The organism is Acinetobacter sp. 10FS3-1 (assembly GCF_013343215.1).
Classification (GTDB): domain Bacteria; phylum Pseudomonadota; class Gammaproteobacteria; order Pseudomonadales; family Moraxellaceae; genus Acinetobacter; species Acinetobacter lwoffii_C.
In genome coordinates this window covers 234,598-249,700 of the sequence record NZ_CP039143.1, presented here as the reverse complement: position 1 = coordinate 249,700, position 15,103 = coordinate 234,598, and the positions used below count along the sequence as shown (strand labels likewise).

16 protein-coding genes and 5 tRNA genes are annotated in these 15,103 nt (G+C 45.0%); all 21 read right to left on the bottom strand.

Annotated features, from left to right (window positions below; translation table 11 throughout):
• Positions 1-297: 297 nt before the first annotated feature.
• The 21 genes from rplL to E5Y90_RS01105 all read right to left on the bottom strand — a co-directional run bounded on the left by rplL (position 298) and on the right by E5Y90_RS01105 (position 15,100).
• Positions 298-669, bottom strand: coding sequence for a 50S ribosomal protein L7/L12 (rplL, locus tag E5Y90_RS01205; protein WP_151204489.1), 372 nt, complete (start codon positions 667-669; stop codon positions 298-300).
• A 48-nt stretch (positions 670-717) separates the two neighbouring features.
• A complete protein-coding gene (rplJ, locus tag E5Y90_RS01200; RefSeq protein ID WP_151204490.1) occupies positions 718-1,224 on the bottom strand; it encodes a 50S ribosomal protein L10 in 507 nt (168 codons plus the stop codon).
• Positions 1,225-1,549: 325 nt separating this feature from the next.
• Entirely contained in the window at positions 1,550-2,245 is a 696-nt protein-coding gene (rplA, locus tag E5Y90_RS01195; RefSeq protein WP_151204491.1) for a 50S ribosomal protein L1, read from the bottom strand.
• Positions 2,246-2,248: 3 nt separating this feature from the next.
• The gene (gene rplK, locus E5Y90_RS01190; protein ID WP_151204492.1) at positions 2,249-2,677 is read right to left on the bottom strand and encodes a 50S ribosomal protein L11; all 429 of its coding nucleotides are present in this window, start codon (positions 2,675-2,677) and stop codon (positions 2,249-2,251) included.
• Positions 2,678-2,793: 116 nt separating this feature from the next.
• Positions 2,794-3,327: a transcription termination/antitermination protein NusG gene (gene nusG, locus E5Y90_RS01185; protein WP_151204493.1), complete on the bottom strand. Its 534-nt coding sequence runs from the start codon at positions 3,325-3,327 to the stop codon at positions 2,794-2,796.
• A 7-nt stretch (positions 3,328-3,334) separates the two neighbouring features.
• A complete protein-coding gene (secE, locus tag E5Y90_RS01180) occupies positions 3,335-3,775 on the bottom strand; it encodes a preprotein translocase subunit SecE (RefSeq protein WP_151207427.1) in 441 nt (146 codons plus the stop codon).
• 75 nt (positions 3,776-3,850) lie between these two features.
• Positions 3,851-3,926: transfer RNA gene (locus E5Y90_RS01175), tRNA-Trp, on the bottom strand.
• A 49-nt stretch (positions 3,927-3,975) separates the two neighbouring features.
• Entirely contained in the window at positions 3,976-5,166 is a 1,191-nt protein-coding gene (gene tuf, locus E5Y90_RS01170) for an elongation factor Tu (RefSeq protein ID WP_151203694.1), read from the bottom strand.
• Positions 5,167-5,317: 151 nt separating this feature from the next.
• Positions 5,318-5,392: transfer RNA gene (locus E5Y90_RS01165), tRNA-Thr, on the bottom strand.
• 21 nt (positions 5,393-5,413) lie between these two features.
• Positions 5,414-5,489: transfer RNA gene (locus E5Y90_RS01160), tRNA-Gly, on the bottom strand.
• Between the two features lie 37 nt (positions 5,490-5,526).
• Positions 5,527-5,610: transfer RNA gene (locus E5Y90_RS01155), tRNA-Tyr, on the bottom strand.
• Between the two features lie 54 nt (positions 5,611-5,664).
• Positions 5,665-5,740: transfer RNA gene (locus E5Y90_RS01150), tRNA-Thr, on the bottom strand.
• A 98-nt stretch (positions 5,741-5,838) separates the two neighbouring features.
• A complete protein-coding gene (gene trpE, locus E5Y90_RS01145; protein ID WP_174659172.1) occupies positions 5,839-7,332 on the bottom strand; it encodes an anthranilate synthase component I in 1,494 nt (497 codons plus the stop codon).
• Positions 7,333-7,442: 110 nt separating this feature from the next.
• Positions 7,443-8,111, bottom strand: a complete 669-nt coding sequence (gene gph / locus E5Y90_RS01140; RefSeq protein ID WP_151207613.1) for a phosphoglycolate phosphatase — start codon at positions 8,109-8,111, stop codon at positions 7,443-7,445.
• A 79-nt stretch (positions 8,112-8,190) separates the two neighbouring features.
• Positions 8,191-8,850 (bottom strand): FHA domain-containing protein, encoded by a 660-nt coding sequence (locus E5Y90_RS01135; RefSeq protein WP_174659171.1) that lies wholly within the window; start codon positions 8,848-8,850, stop codon positions 8,191-8,193.
• Between the two features lie 62 nt (positions 8,851-8,912).
• Positions 8,913-11,168, bottom strand: a complete 2,256-nt coding sequence (gene gspD / locus E5Y90_RS01130) for a type II secretion system secretin GspD (RefSeq protein WP_174659170.1) — start codon at positions 11,166-11,168, stop codon at positions 8,913-8,915.
• 41 nt (positions 11,169-11,209) lie between these two features.
• Positions 11,210-12,070 carry a type II secretion system protein N gene (locus E5Y90_RS01125; protein WP_174659169.1) on the bottom strand — a complete coding sequence of 287 codons (861 nt, stop codon included), beginning with the start codon at positions 12,068-12,070 and terminating at the stop codon, positions 11,210-11,212.
• Positions 12,070-12,813, bottom strand: a complete 744-nt coding sequence (gene gspN / locus E5Y90_RS01120; protein ID WP_174659168.1) for a type II secretion system protein N — start codon at positions 12,811-12,813, stop codon at positions 12,070-12,072. Before gspN ends, E5Y90_RS01125 begins: the two co-directional genes overlap by 1 nt.
• Before the next feature lie 180 nt (positions 12,814-12,993).
• A complete protein-coding gene (locus E5Y90_RS01115; protein ID WP_171478826.1) occupies positions 12,994-13,320 on the bottom strand; it encodes an H-NS family nucleoid-associated regulatory protein in 327 nt (108 codons plus the stop codon).
• Positions 13,321-13,469: 149 nt separating this feature from the next.
• Positions 13,470-13,898, bottom strand: a complete 429-nt coding sequence (locus E5Y90_RS01110) for an acyl-CoA thioesterase (protein ID WP_174659167.1) — start codon at positions 13,896-13,898, stop codon at positions 13,470-13,472.
• 8 nt (positions 13,899-13,906) lie between these two features.
• Positions 13,907-15,100, bottom strand: a complete 1,194-nt coding sequence (locus E5Y90_RS01105; protein WP_174659166.1) for a heme biosynthesis protein HemY — start codon at positions 15,098-15,100, stop codon at positions 13,907-13,909.
• Positions 15,101-15,103 lie beyond the last annotated feature (3 nt).

Genomic DNA, 15,103 nt, shown 5'->3' with positions numbered 1-15,103 from the left:
AAAGTGTAAACCAAGCCCGCCTGCAGAACGGACTTAGAAGGAATTACGCCGGCCAATATGGCCACCACTGTTTACAAATGCTGCAATTTTTAGTGGTATTAAAACGCTTAACAATATTTTTTTACCGAAAAATATTGTTAAGCGTTTGTGTACATTATGTTTATTTTTAATTTGTATGATTTTTATATCATGCAAACAAAAATCGAGCCGATTATTGTAACGCAAAAAGGCTGATGACCCAATAGCCATCAGCCAATTTTTGGAGCCGATTACAAAAAACCCGACTCCCTTAAGAAATTACTTAAGTGTAACTGTAGCACCAGCTTCTTCAAGTTTCTTCTTAAGCTCTTCGCCTTCTTCTTTAGAAACAGCTTCTTTGATCACTGAAGGAGCGCCTTCAACTAGATCTTTAGCTTCTTTAAGACCAAGGCCAGTTGCTTCACGAACTGCTTTAATTACAGCAACTTTGTTCGCGCCGAAAGAAGTCAACTCAACGTTGAATTCTGATTGCTCTTCAGCAGCAGCACCAGCAGCGCCAGGAGCAGCAGCAACAGCTACAGCAGCAGCAGAAACGTTGAATTTCTCTTCAAAAGCAGAAATAAGTTCAACAAGTTCAAGAACAGTTTTTTCAGCAACTGCGTTTAGGATTTCTTCGTTAGTTAAAGCCATGAGAATAACTCCAAATGGAAATTGAATGGTGTGTAAATTGATTTAAGCTTATGCAGCTTCTGACTCGTTTTTCTCTTTGAGCGCAGTAATAAGGCGACCCAATTTCGAAATAGGAGCTTGAAGAACGTTTGCAAGCATAGTAAGCGCTTTTTCTTGGTTCGGAAGGTTTGCGATAACGCTAACTTCAGCACCTTCATAAACCTTACCGTCAAATGCAGCAGCTTTAAGTTCAAATGCTTTGTTAGTTTTAGCAAATTCTTCGAACAAACGAGCAGCAGCACCCATGTCGTCTTCAGAAGTTGAGAAAGCCAAGATCGTTGGGCCAACAAGGTTGTCATTCAAGATATTGAATTGAGTATCTTGAAGAGCACGTTTAGCCAAAGTATTACGTACAACACGTGTAGCAACACCCAGTTTACGCGCTTCAACACGTAGAGCAGTTAACTGTCCTACGGTTAAACCTTGATAGTCAGCAACAACAGCAGCATACGCAGTAGAAGCGACTTCAGCGACTTCAGCTACGATCTGTTTTTTGCCTTCGATAAGAAGAGCCATTGTAAAACCTCCTAACGGTGATTTATGTGCTTACGCGAAGCACACTCCCAATTCGTTAACCCATCACTGGACTAACACGCGGAGGATGAACAAATCACACCACCGCGTCTACGCGGGCTGGGCTATTAAGAGCGGAGCATAAAACTCCGCCCGCCCGCGGTCTTTGACGCTGATAAATTTTCATTTATCAATTCAAAGTTTGCCTAAATTATCCCCTCTCCTTGTAGGAGAGGGCTAGGGAGAGGTTTAACCCTCTTCCTGACCTTCTCCCAGAGGGAGAAGGAGACATCTTCAGGGCTTTAAAATTCTTTCTTAATCAGCGAGATTAAGCAGTAACGTTTGCCACATCAACGATCAGACCAGGACCCATAGTTGAGCTCAAAGTGATCTTTTTGATGTATACGCCTTTAGAAGTCGCAGGTTTTAACTTTTTCAAGTCAGCAACCAAAGCTTCAACGTTTTGACGAACCGCTTCAGCAGAGAAACCTACTTGACCGATTGCAGCGTGGATAATACCTGCTTTGTCTACGCGGTAACGTGCTTGACCAGCTTTTGCATTTTTAACTGCAGTGGCTACGTCAGGAGTTACAGTACCCACTTTAGGGTTTGGCATTAAGCCACGTGGACCAAGGATCGTACCCAGCTTACCTACAACGCGCATTGCATCTGGAGCAGCAATCACAACGTCGAAATCAAGGTTACCCGCCTGGATGCTTTCAGCCAGATCGTCGAAACCAACAACGTCTGCGCCTTCAGCTTTAGCCGCTTCAGCAGCAGCACCTTGAGCGAATACAGCTACACGTACAGTTTTACCAGTACCTGCAGGAAGAGTCGTTGCACCACGCACAACCTGGTCAGATTTACGAGGGTCAACACCCAGGTTTACTGCAATATCCAAAGATTCTTTGAATTTAGGAGCTGGAAGGCTCTCTAAAACTGCAACAGCTTCTTCTAGCGTGTAAACCTTGTTCGCTTCTACAGCAGCCACGATCGCTTTTTGACGTTTAGTTAATTTAGCCATGTCTTAAAGCTCCACATCCAAGCCCATAGAACGCGCAGAACCAGCAATGGTACGTACACGTGCGTCTAAATCAGCACCAGTAAGATCTGGTTCTTTAGTAGTCGCAATTTCTTCGATTTGAGCACGAGTCAACTTACCAACTTTAGTTTTGTTAGGTACAGCTGAACCCTTCTGGATACCCGCAGCTTTCTTAAGAAGAATCGCAGCAGGTGGAGTTTTCATGATGAATGTGAACGACTTGTCGTTGTACACAGTGATCACGACTGGAATTGGCAGACCAGCTTCAAGTTTTTGTGTAGCAGCATTGAATTCTTTACAGAATGCCATGATGTTTACACCACGTTGACCTAGTGCAGGACCAATCGGTGGAGATGGATTCGCTTTACCAGCTGGAACTTGCAGCTTGATATAGCCGTCAATCTTCTTAGCCATTTCAAATTACCTCTGGGTACAAACGCCGATGAAGGCTCCCCAACATTTACGCAACGCTACCGTTACAACAACAATGCCCGAGCTTAAAAAAGTCGGGCGCTTTCAACCAAGACCAGCTAGATTGCTTTTTCGACTTGACGAAATTCCAATTCAACTTGAGTTGGTCGGTTAAATACATTAATCGTCAACGTTAAACGTGACTTTTCGTAAAGAACTTCTTCCACCACGCCTTTAAAGTCAGTGAATGGACCGTCAATTACAAGTAATTCTTCGCCTGGTTCAAACATCGTCTTCGGACGAGGTGCTTCACCAGTATTGCGTACACGCGCCAGAATCGCATCAGCTTCTTTTTGCGTAATTGGAGCTGGCTTTTCTGCCGTACCCCCAATAAAGCCAAGGACTTTTGGACACTCTTTTACGATATGCCAAGTATCATCATTCATTTCCATTTCGACCAATACATAGCCTGGAAAGAACTTACGCTCTGATTTACGTTTCTTGCCATCCTTCATCTCTACCACTTCTTCGGTAGGAACAAGGACTTCACCAAAGCTATCGGCAACAGCGCTACGCTGGATTCGATCATTAAGCGAACGCATCACTTGTTTTTCATAGCCTGAATAGGCATGAATAATGTACCAACGTTTCATAGCTCTCTTACCCGATAATAAACTTCATTAACCAGCCTAAAATATAGTCAAAACACCATAATAAAATGGCTGCTACAACTACAACTACAAGGACATGCCAAGATGTGGTCACGGTCTCTTGTTTGGTAGGCCAGGTTACTCGACGTAACTCGATTCGTGCATCTTTAACAAGACGAACAAAGCCTTTGCCTTGATGGGTGGCGTATAATAAACCGAATGCCACAACGATACAAGCCAAAATTACCCCAACACGCACCCAAATATCATTCGCGGGTGCCCAGTATGCAGGTAAATATTGGTTTACCATCATCGCACCTACCAATAAAATCAAGGCGATAATCCACAGAACCACGTCCAATGGAGAACCTGAACTTACATCTACAGCAGGATTATTTCTTTGAGGAATTGCCGCTTCGCTTAATGCGTCGCGTGATTTATCATTCGACATTTTTGTACTCGTCGTAGGTTTCGCGACTTATTATATGACCAGTTTTGCCGACATCAAGCGTCTTTAAAAAAAACTTGGCAGGCCAGGAGGGACTCGAACCCCCAACATTCGGTTTTGGAGACCGACGCTCTACCAATTGAACTACTGGCCTGTAAAACAAACTGGAGCCTAAACCCCAGCTTGTTTTTACTATTCTATGATTATGCAGTTACTTTAGCAACTACACCAGCACCCACTGTACGACCACCTTCACGGATCGCAAAACGCAGACCTGGGTCCATTGCGATTGGGTGGATCAGTTCTACTGACATCTCAACGTTGTCACCAGGCATAACCATTTCCACACCTTCTTTCAACTGGATCGCACCAGTTACGTCAGTTGTACGGAAATAGAACTGTGGACGGTAACCGTTCAGGAATGGAGTGTGACGACCACCTTCTTCTTTAGAAAGTACGTATACTTCCGCATCGAATTTAGTGTGTGGCTTGATTGAACCTGGTTTAGCCAATACTTGACCACGTTGTACGTCTTCACGCTTAGTACCACGAAGAAGAACACCACAGTTCTCGCCCGCACGACCTTCGTCTAGAAGCTTACGGAACATCTCAACACCAGTTACAGTTGTTTTAACGGTGTCTTTGATACCTACGATTTCAACTTCTTCACCAACGCGTACAACACCAGTCTCAACACGACCAGTTACTACTGTACCACGACCAGAAATAGAGAATACGTCTTCAATTGGCATCAAGAATGCTTGATCGATTGCACGTACTGGCTCTGGGATATAAGTATCAAGCGCTTCAACAAGTGCAACTACAGCATCTTCGCCATACTGGCCAGATTCGCCGTTCAGTGCAGCAAGAGCAGAACCACGGATTACCGGAGTGTCGTCACCCGGGAAGTCGTATGTAGAAAGAAGTTCACGAACTTCCATTTCTACCAGTTCGATCAGCTCTTCGTCATCAACGATGTCACATTTGTTCAGGAATACGATGATGTATGGAACACCAACCTGACGAGAAAGCAGGATGTGTTCACGAGTTTGTGGCATAGGACCATCAGTCGCTGAACATACCAGGATCGCGCCATCCATCTGAGCCGCACCAGTAATCATGTTTTTAACATAGTCGGCGTGACCTGGGCAGTCGACGTGAGCGTAGTGACGAGTTGGAGAATCGTATTCTACGTGTGAAGTATTAATAGTAATACCACGTGCTTTTTCTTCTGGTGCAGAGTCAATTGCAGCGTAGTCACGAGCTTCACCACCGAATTTCTTCGCACATACAGTTGCAATCGCAGCTGTTAAAGTTGTTTTACCATGGTCAACGTGACCGATTGTGCCCACGTTAACGTGTGGCTTATTACGTTCAAACTTAGCCTTAGCCATGTTAATCTTCCTCGTTTACGTCGAACACAATTCTGAGTAAAACCCAGCTCCGACATATCGTTTAAAAAAACCGAACACCAAATACTTGAAAAGCAGACTAAATAGCCTGCTTTTGGAATATTTTTGCAACTTAAGTTGCCAAACTGTAATCTGGAGCTCTTATCGAGATTTGAACTCGAGACCTCTCCCTTACCAAGGGAGTGCTCTACCACTGAGCTATAAGAGCAAATATTAGTACTTCAACTCATGGAGCGGGAGACGAGGATCGAACTCGCGACATGCAGCTTGGAAGGCTGCCGCTCTACCAACTGAGCTACTCCCGCACGATGTTGGTACTGAACCACTTTGAAGTCTTAAAATTGGTGGTGGGAGAAGGATTCGAACCTTCGAAACTTTCGTAGCGGAGTTACAGTCCGCCCCCTTTGACCGCTCGGGAATCCCACCATTTTACACTTACATCAGTGTCGTTCTTTACTTTGTACTCCAAACTTTCTAAGATGGTGCCGGCACACGGATTCGAACTGTGGACCTACTGATTACAAGTCAGTTGCTCTACCAACTGAGCTATGCCGGCGTTTCTTAGTGTTTCGTACGTTTCGTATCGGAACGGTGTGCAGTTTAGCAAAACTTGAAATCCGTGCAAGTGTTTTTTTCAAAAAAAATGCCAAAAACTCACAAAATCAATCCGTTTGACGATAATTCAACCGCTTTGATCACTGCGCGAGCTTTTATTTGGGTTTCATTCCACTCAGACTCAGGATTTGAGTCTGCAACTAAACCTGCTCCGGCCTGTACATAGACCTTATTTTCACGAATAACGCAGGTACGAATCGCAATCGACATGTCCATTTCACCATGCCAGCCTAAATAACCCACAGCACCGCCAAAAATCCCACGTTTTACCGGCTCGACTTCATCAATAATTTCCATGGCGCGGATTTTAGGCGCACCAGAAAGTGTGCCTGCTGGGAAAGTGGCTTTAAAAACATCCAGCGCATCGACATCATCGCGGACTTCACCCTGTACATTCGACACAATATGCATGACATGGGAATAACGCTCGATCACCATTTGATCTGTCACTTGCACTTTTCCAGTTTTTGAGACCCGCCCCACATCATTTCGCCCCAAGTCGATCAGCATGACATGCTCGGCGATCTCTTTTTCATCAGAAAGCAACTCTTGTTCTAAAGCCAGATCTTCTTCTTTACTCTTGCCGCGTGGACGGGTTCCTGCCAGCGGGCGGACTGTAGCAATACCATTTTCCAGACGGGACAGAATTTCTGGTGAAGAACCGACAATATGAAACGGCGTCTGGTTGTCCAGGGTCTGTCCTTGTACCAAAAACAGATAAGGGGATGGATTCAAATGACGCAATGCGCGATAAACCTGTAACGGGTCGCCATCAAAGTCAGACACCATCCGGTGGCCTGGTACCACCTGCATGACATCTCCAGCACGGATATACTCCTTAACCTGCTCTACCGACTCCAAAAACTTATCTTTTCCGGTGAGCGACTCGAAATGCGGAGGGGTATGTTTTTCTGCTTTTAAGCTGACTGGGGTTGCCAGAATATTTTCCAGTTCATTTAATTGTTCCTGTGCTTTTTCATAAGCAACTGGATCCGTGGCATCGCCATGTACAATCAGGAACAAGGTATCTTTTAAATTATCAAACACGATAACGGTTTTAGACAGCATCATCCAGAGGTCTGGCAGACCCACAGGATCCGCTTCAGGCATATTGTTCAGGCGTGGTTCGATATAACGCACCGTATCGTAACCAAAGTAACCGACCAGACCGCCGGTAAAACTTGGCAATGCCGGAAGTTCGGCCTGAGTCGGAACTTTAAACTGGGCCTGAAAATCACGGATATATTGAAATGGATCGCTACATGCCTGCTGCTCAAGGCGGCCATCGGCATGTTGTATTGTGAGTTGCCCTGCATTACAGGAGAATACGGTAGATTCACCGAGTCCAATAATGGAATAGCGCGCCCAGTTTTCACCGCCCTCAACAGATTCAAATAAATAGGCATGTTGATGCTGTTTTAAACGGGCAAATACGGACAATGGGGTTTCTGTATCCGCCAGACGCTGGCGATAAACAGGAATCAGGTTGTACCCTTGTGCTGCAAGTTGCTGGAATTGGGCTTGAGTGGTCATTCGGTTTTTCTCTTTTAATAGGGTTTACTTAGTTTGCAAATTGAAGTGAACCGAGCGACGCCATCGAAAAACCGTATCACTATTCATTCTATTTCCTTTATTCCCTTGTGCTAGTTCAGCAAATCTCTTAAGTCACTCACGATCTGCTGTGGCTGCGAATCCGCAATATCCTCGCCATGATTATAGCCATAGCTGACTACAATACAATCAATGCCGGCCCGACGTGCTGCTTCAATATCATTGCAAGAATCACCAATCAGCAAGACCTGTTCTTTGGCCACCTGATAGTGCTCTACACAATGTAATAGCTGACGTGGATGCGGCTTACGTTCGGCAAACCGGTCACCACCGATGGTATCTGTAAAATACTGTGACATTTCCAAGGTATCCAGAATACTGCATGCCGGACGCTCCGGTTTATTGGTAACACAGATCAGGGTTTTACCTTCGGCCTTGGCCCAAGCCAGAAATTCCAGAATCCCCGGGAAAGGCACGGTATCAATACATGGATCGGCATTGTAAATTTCCAGAAAGGTACTGAGTAATTCCTGATGCTGCGCTGGCATCACCTCACCGACCAAATGGCGCAGGACGCTCTCGCAAAAGAGGGAACTGCCCTTGCCAATCCAGACCCGCACCTGCTCTTCCGTCACCGAGGGCAGTTGCATGATATTAAGACTCATATTCATGGCGCGATACAGATCATGAGCCGAATCCACCAAGGTACCATCCAGATCAAATAAAATCAGCTGGCGCTGTTCGAGCTGTGCAATTGACATCCTGACCCTCGTTTTTAGTTATGCATTGTCAAAAAAGGCATGCGTTCTGCATGCCTTGATTGTATAGCCAATCATCGGCCTATTTAAATAATACCCAGGCAATAATCGCCAGAATCACCAGTACAATCAGGGAAATCAAGCCTACAGAAGCATTTTTCTGCGCCTGTTTTTCCTGTTCAACACGGGAAATCGGCTGCTCTACCGAAACCGGGGCAGGCTCAGGCTTGACGGCGGTCAGATCAATACCTTCAGCAATCGGGGCCGGTTTCGGAATACCGACATTGGTTGGCATGCCATCACGTGTTAACTGGATTGAAGCATCACGCTCTTTCAATTCTGGTATACCTTGCTCATTCATATGTTGAGCTGGCGTTTTTTCAACCACTTCTACATCTTCAGTCACTTTTTCAGCAGTTGCTTCAATGTCTGCAGCAACGTCAACCGCACGAACCGGTTCAAGCACCAAAAACTTCAAGCTGGCGAATTGAACGATATCATCTTGCTTTAACAGGGTTTCCTGCTCAATACGCAGATCATTTACAAAGGTACCATTGGATGAACCCAAATCCTGCACCCACAGTGCATCCTCTTTAAGCAGGAAAGCCGCATGTTTACGCGAAATCTCTGCTGCCTGCAACACAATATCGGCGCTCTGATGACGCCCTACCAGCATGTCACGCTCTATTGCAATATCTTGTCCAGCGAGATCATCTGTAATCGCATGTATTTTCCAAGTCATGAAATCCACTTCTCTATTCTCTTTGCCGCTATCATAACATGCTGCATGCCCATGCGAATATCCTAGCTTTTCGGTCTAAGTGTAGTGGTTGTAACGGTATTTTTACTTTTTTCGATCTGCTCGACAGGCGGTACAGTCTGCTGTGGAATGACTGGCTCGATTGCAACAGGTGTGGTCGTCACTGTAGATGAGTTCGTTGCAGGGGCCGTTGGCACAGTCTGATAAGGCGAATTTTTTAATGGGGTTTTAGACACTGGAATACGCTGCTGATAGACATCATCTACATTTTCCGGCAATTTGGAGAAATTCCCATCTGCATCCAGAGCCAATTGCAAACTATATAACTGGCTATAGCGCTGTTGGGTCAGTTTGCGTACTGCATTCTTGTCGCCCACAATGGTCGGATGAATAAAAATCAACAGGTTACGTTTCTGATTAGACTTTCCTTCGGAGCGGAATAAGCGGCCAAGACCTGGAATGGCACCCAGACCCGGTATAGCCTGACGGCCATAACTGGTGTTGTCCGAAATCAGACCGCCCAATACAATGGTTTGGCCATGTTCAGCCAGAATCGAGGTTTTAATGGCCCGTTTACTGGTCACCAGATCAGATGCCTGTCCTTTATTGGCTTTAACATCCGATACCTCCTGTTCGACTTCCAGACGTACCGTACCATCCTCCCCAATGTGTGGAATCACTTTTAAGGTTACCCCGACATCCTTACGTTCAATCGTGGTATAGGGATTGGCAACACCAGCAGCACCCGTCGATACTGAACCGGTAACAAAAGGTACGTTTTCACCTACCACGATATACGCTTCTTCATTGTCCATCGTGACAATAGACGGCGTAGACAACAGATTGGATTTGGTGGTTTCTTTGAGCGCCTGAATCAAGGCTCCATACAGCTTGCGGGACCCATCTGCCCCTTCTTTATAGTCACCCAGGATTAATGAGCCACCTGTACCCAGCGCACTGCCCGCCCCTGCTAGGCCGCCAGTCAGATAACCCGCGGCAATATTTTTCAGGCTGCTGCCAAAATTATCAAAGTTAATCAAGCCAATACCGCTATTGAGATCACCCAGGGCCCATTGCACCCCAAGCTGGTCCGCGTCATTGCCTTCAATCTCAATAATGGCAGCTTCAATCAGCACCTGCTGGCGACGAACATCCAGCTGGTTAATTGCAGATTCTATTTCACGCATTAACTGCGGATCTGCTTTGACCACCAGCGAGTTCTGGGTAGCGTCCGCAATAATACTAACCCCATTGGCACTAAAACTACTGATGCCCCCCTGCTCGGCTTTCATGCCACTGTTCAGCTGAATACCGGAAGCACCATTACTATTTGAATTGCTGCCAGCACTGTTGCTATTGCTTAAATTACTGATGGGATTGGAGGAAGATGAGTCAGATGACGCATGATCCGAACTACTTTTCACGGCCTGCCCTGTGACCAGACCTTGCAGAATTTCCGCCAGATTCTTGGCACTCGCATATTTCAGGCGAAAGACTTTTAATCCGCCCAGACGGTCGGCGGCCGGCACATCCAGCGTTTCAATCATCTGACGTACCCGTTTGCGGGTGGCCAAATCACCTTTGATCAGAATCCGGTTGGTTCGCACATCGGCAATTACCCGAACACGAGAACCACGCAGATCCTTGGCGGCACCTGTCGCGGTCATCGACTCAATCAGCTCGATCATTTCTTCAGCCTGACTCGATTGCAGGCTTACTGCCTCGATGTCATTTTGCCCTGTTCCGTCCAGATTACGGATGATGGTTTCCAGCTGATAAATATTATTGGCACGATCTGACACGATCAGGGCATTGGTGCCCGGCACAGCAGCCAGATGGGCAAATTGCGGCATTAAAGGACGCAGGGCCGGAATCAGGTCATTCGGATTGGTATTTTCCAGCCAGATGACCCGGGTAACAATCTGGTCTCCACGAGCGCGGCTACGGGCATCATAGGGAATGCCCGAGTTTTTGACATTGCTATCAGGCACCAACTTGATGGTATTACCTGAAGGAATGGCCACTACCCCATTGACATTCAACACGCCTAAAAACAGGTCATAAACTTCATTTTTATTTAAAGGTTTATTGGAAATCACCGTAACATTACCACGTACCCGGGGATCTACTGCAAAATTTTTACCTGTAATATCAGCAACTTCATTAATGAAAACGGTTAAGTCTGCATCCCGGAGATTAATTTTCCAGGTTTGTGCATAACTGGCCGTACTGACCATAGCCACCAATGGTGCAGCCGCGCACAGCGCCCAAGCTGATCGATTATTATTAAATAAAGCCATAAACTTTTGTGCTTCCTAACCCTATATGTTGTGATGACACATCATTTCAAATCTTGTTGTATGGTCATCACCTGATCACCACGTTGTATTTCGAGTTTCACCTGACCTTCACGTCGAGCCTGTTCTAGTAATTGTGCTTCAGTCTGCCCCTGTGTGAGCGTCTGGCCATTTAAAGACAGAATCCGATCCCCCGGTCTTAAACCCAGGCGGTTACGCAGCGCAAGCGGTGTACGAGAGGTGACTTCATAACTGCCATCGGCTGCACTAACCCCCATATTTTGTAAATATTGTTCACGATTTTCCTGCATCTGCTGAATGGCACGACCAATCTCATTTTGCGGTGATGGGGCAGGAGCTTGAGGCTCAGCCCGACCTTCATTACCTGAAGAGGGCTTGGCAGACAGCAGAGACTGTTCTGGAACAATCGGCTGATTTAAACCATTTTCCAGCCCTTTGAAGAATACTTCCTGCGTGGCCCCGCCAGGACGGCGCAGTACAACCCGATCCCAATACACTTCTGCCAGCTCAAATCCACTATTGGCCAGCGTTTCGCCCACACGGTAACGGTCGACCTGATCATTGATCTTAAAAACTGCTGAAGAGTTATAACTCGGGCTGGCCACCACCACCCCTTGCAAGCTGAGATTAGCAATCTCGGTCGTTGCCGCCGTTTGTGTGTTTTCCTGAAATAACGAAAATGCACTGATATTCGGCACCTGTGGCTGTTGTGAACCGAGTTCAACCCGATCTACCTGCATGGCCTGAGGAGGAGCCACCAACAACCAGAATAGAGCAGCCAGTTTCCAGCATACATACAGCATTAAAAACAGGAGCAATACAGGTGCAGCCCGGTTAGCTTGCTGCAGATTCAAGTTCTTCAAGTCATCTAGAGAGAAGGCCATCAGTTTAGCCCTCCCATCAGCGGTTGGCGGGTACTAATGACATAGGTGTCCAGACCGGCTTTACCTGTATAAGCAGGTGCATTCATCAAGAAACGCTGGGTGAGCTGGACATCCAGCATGAGATCAGGATCAAGTTTTATATTTAGCATTCGCTGATCGCGGGCATCTCGTACGTCCAGCAGCAGCTGGTTACTTTCATCCGAGAGCTGACCAGTTAAAGCTGGCACATTGATCTGTTCCTGACGCTGGGCAAAAGTATAGATCAACTCTCCTCCTGCCCACTGTAGCTGACCCGTCACCTGGCTAAAGCCCTGCTCTTTTTTATACTTAAAGTCCAGCTCTTTGAGCTGGATTGAATTACTAGGCCATTGCCAGGCGGCCAGCTTTTTTAAGCTTTCTGGTGCCAGCTGACCTTCAAGATTTTTAACTCTTAAAGTTTTGTTCAGGCCGTATGCCAGGGTGCCGGAAAGTTGAGTATTACCGCTATGCAGATCGACTTGAGCCCCCAATCTCAGCAATAGCAGGTCCAGAGGTCTGAGCTGCCAATTCAAGCTTCCAGTTAAGTTTCCTTTTTTCCAGTCTGCACTTCCCTGCCAGATATTCCCGTTAATATTGTGTAAGACCTGATTATTTTTATAAAATTTTGAAACTAACCAAGCTGCTGGCACCTGCAGTACAACAAAGATAAAAAAGGCCCCAATTGCAAGTATTAACCACTTTAAAGTTTTCGGTTTACTGCTCATTCCATCACGACCAACATATCGAATCTGAATTCCCGTTTATCATTTTTACTTCTACAGACCATTATGCACACTTTTTCTATGGCGCCAATTCATAGCTATAAAAAAACCAAGCAGTCATGCTTGGTTCATCAATCATAGCTCGCCTATATGACGAGCTAATGACGAAATATTAATTAAAAATTAAATTAAAAAATCTTCCAGCTTTGCACCTTTTTCCAATTCTGCAACCAGCCAACGTGGCTGTTTACCACGACCGGTCCAGGTATCTGCAGTATTCGATTTACTGCGATAACGTGGCTCTACAGATTTACGTGAGGTTTTTTTACGTTTCGACGCGCCAAACTCGATCAGCTGTTCAATACTTAATCCCACTTTTTCCGCAATCTCTAAAACTTGACGATAAGCTTCTTCAATTTCTTGATCTTTTTTTGAGGCAATCAGGGCTTCAGCTTCAGCTTGCAGGCGTTTTAACTGTTCAACAGATAGATTTGTGATATCCGGCATTATATTCTCCAAAAAATATTTCAATAACATTATTTGTTTTATTAAATAACAGCTTCATCATATTTATTTTAAAAAAAATATTCAATATATAATTGAAGTCTACAACAATTAATTGAAAACTCATTACAAAAAATAAATAATTAGTCTACTTATTAAATTATATGCCCCACACTTGATTCAAGTTGGATGATTTTTTCTCGAATAGTTGGCGGAATGACTGTTTTTTGTAGAGTGTGTTTATTGAGACAGACAATTACTGCTTCTGAAGTGGCCACAATACACTGTTGTACTTCACTCCATAATAGATAATGCATTCTGATCGCAGTATGTCTGAGTTCATCAATACGCACCGCAATCTTTAACTGATCAGGATAGACCACCGGTTTTAAATATCGGCATTGATTTGAAGCCACTACAGTTAAAATATCTTCATCAAAAACATTTAATTGATTTAAATACGCCAGACGTGCAATTTCAATATAGCGGTAATAGATAACATTATTAACATGACCAAAAGCGTCCATATCTCCCCAAGCCACGACCTGTGAGTAAATGATTGGATATTGTTGTAATTCCGACATGATCATCCTTAAATTCTAATTTCTATAAAATTGACATTCGATTCAAATACCTTATGCAGCTGTTGCAACAAATCCTCTCTGTCCTGCAAGACCGACTTAATTCTTAAATAACCCATACGAATATCATCCGGGTATAAGTCCAGCAATTGCTCAGCTTCCTCAGTATGCCCTGTGGCCCGTAACACGTGCCATTTGGCAAAGGTCAGAATAGGCAGGGTCATATATTTATTTTCCCAAAGTGCAATTTGCTCAGCAATATAACTATAATCTGGAGCCTGTCTTAATAGTTGCTGCTGGAACCACAAATAAAAGACATCCTGATTAAATTGCTGTTCCAGTAACTGCATAGCCAGACTTTCATGTTCGGCGCTCATTTCGGGCATTTTAAATAATAGTTTTAGCCATAAGAGGTTAACCTCATAATCACGCGTAAATAACTGGGGTTTTAAATCCAGATACCGTTGCTGCAAATATTTTAAATCTTCTTCACTGGCCTGATCATAGTCCGCTAATAACTGTTCTAACCAGGACTTTTTGACTTTTTGGTCTAAGTGTCCATATTTGGTCGAGCGCAGATATAACCACGGAAACTGTAAGGCAAACTGTCCCCATAATGAATTTAAACGCTGTTCATAGGCAGTTTTCACCTGATTTAACCAAGGTGATAATTCATGCTGGTTTAAAAACTCTAAATGGGTTAAAGCCTGCTGGCCATCTTGCTGAGATAAATAAATTTCTATTCGCTGTAATTCTGCCAGCTCAAATGCCATAGGGTTAGATTGATTTAAGGCTTGCAAAGCTTCGCTATATTGCTGCTGTCCCCAAGATAATCGCGCCTCAATAATATATTTGAGTAGCCCTGAAGTATTAAAAGACTGCTGAATAAAATTGCGCTGATCCTGTGCTGCATTCAGCAACCAGACCACAGCCAACTGCTCATAAGGATGTAAACGGGCAAAACTAAACACTGTTTCATGCTTGCGCTGTTCACGGCTCAAATAGCGTTTGGTGGCATACCAGATCATTTGCATCACCAAACTGGTCAGCGCCAGCATAGCAGCCAGAAACCAGAAGGTGGTCTGAATTTGCCATTCACGCCAGTATAAATAGACATATCCTGGGCCATGGCCATAACTCATCACGCTTAGGATCGCAATGCCAAACAAACACGCCAATAAATAAGCAAGCAAAATCTGTTTCATAAG

Bases quoted from the DNA above. Each gene is read 5' to 3' on its own strand.
- E5Y90_RS01125 (WP_174659169.1), bottom strand. From the start codon at position 12,070: ATGGCCTTCTCTCTAGATGACTTGAAGAACTTGAATCTGCAGCAAGCT.
- secE (WP_151207427.1), bottom strand. From the start codon at position 3,775: ATGTCGAATGATAAATCACGCGACGCATTAAGCGAAGCGGCAATTCCT.
- gspD (WP_174659170.1), bottom strand. From the start codon at position 11,168: ATGGCTTTATTTAATAATAATCGATCAGCTTGGGCGCTGTGCGCGGCT.
- rplL (WP_151204489.1), bottom strand. From the start codon at position 669: ATGGCTTTAACTAACGAAGAAATCCTAAACGCAGTTGCTGAAAAAACT.
- trpE (WP_174659172.1), bottom strand. From the start codon at position 7,332: ATGACCACTCAAGCCCAATTCCAGCAACTTGCAGCACAAGGGTACAAC.
- rplA (WP_151204491.1), bottom strand. From the start codon at position 2,245: ATGGCTAAATTAACTAAACGTCAAAAAGCGATCGTGGCTGCTGTAGAA.
- gph (WP_151207613.1), bottom strand. From the start codon at position 8,111: ATGTCAATTGCACAGCTCGAACAGCGCCAGCTGATTTTATTTGATCTG.
- rplK (WP_151204492.1), bottom strand. From the start codon at position 2,677: ATGGCTAAGAAGATTGACGGCTATATCAAGCTGCAAGTTCCAGCTGGT.
- rplJ (WP_151204490.1), bottom strand. From the start codon at position 1,224: ATGGCTCTTCTTATCGAAGGCAAAAAACAGATCGTAGCTGAAGTCGCT.
- tuf (WP_151203694.1), bottom strand. From the start codon at position 5,166: ATGGCTAAGGCTAAGTTTGAACGTAATAAGCCACACGTTAACGTGGGC.
- E5Y90_RS01135 (WP_174659171.1), bottom strand. From the start codon at position 8,850: ATGACTTGGAAAATACATGCGATTACAGATGATCTCGCTGGACAAGAT.
- E5Y90_RS01110 (WP_174659167.1), bottom strand. From the start codon at position 13,898: ATGTCGGAATTACAACAATATCCAATCATTTACTCACAGGTCGTGGCT.
- nusG (WP_151204493.1), bottom strand. From the start codon at position 3,327: ATGAAACGTTGGTACATTATTCATGCCTATTCAGGCTATGAAAAACAA.
- E5Y90_RS01105 (WP_174659166.1), bottom strand. From the start codon at position 15,100: ATGAAACAGATTTTGCTTGCTTATTTATTGGCGTGTTTGTTTGGCATT.
- gspN (WP_174659168.1), bottom strand. From the start codon at position 12,813: ATGAGCAGTAAACCGAAAACTTTAAAGTGGTTAATACTTGCAATTGGG.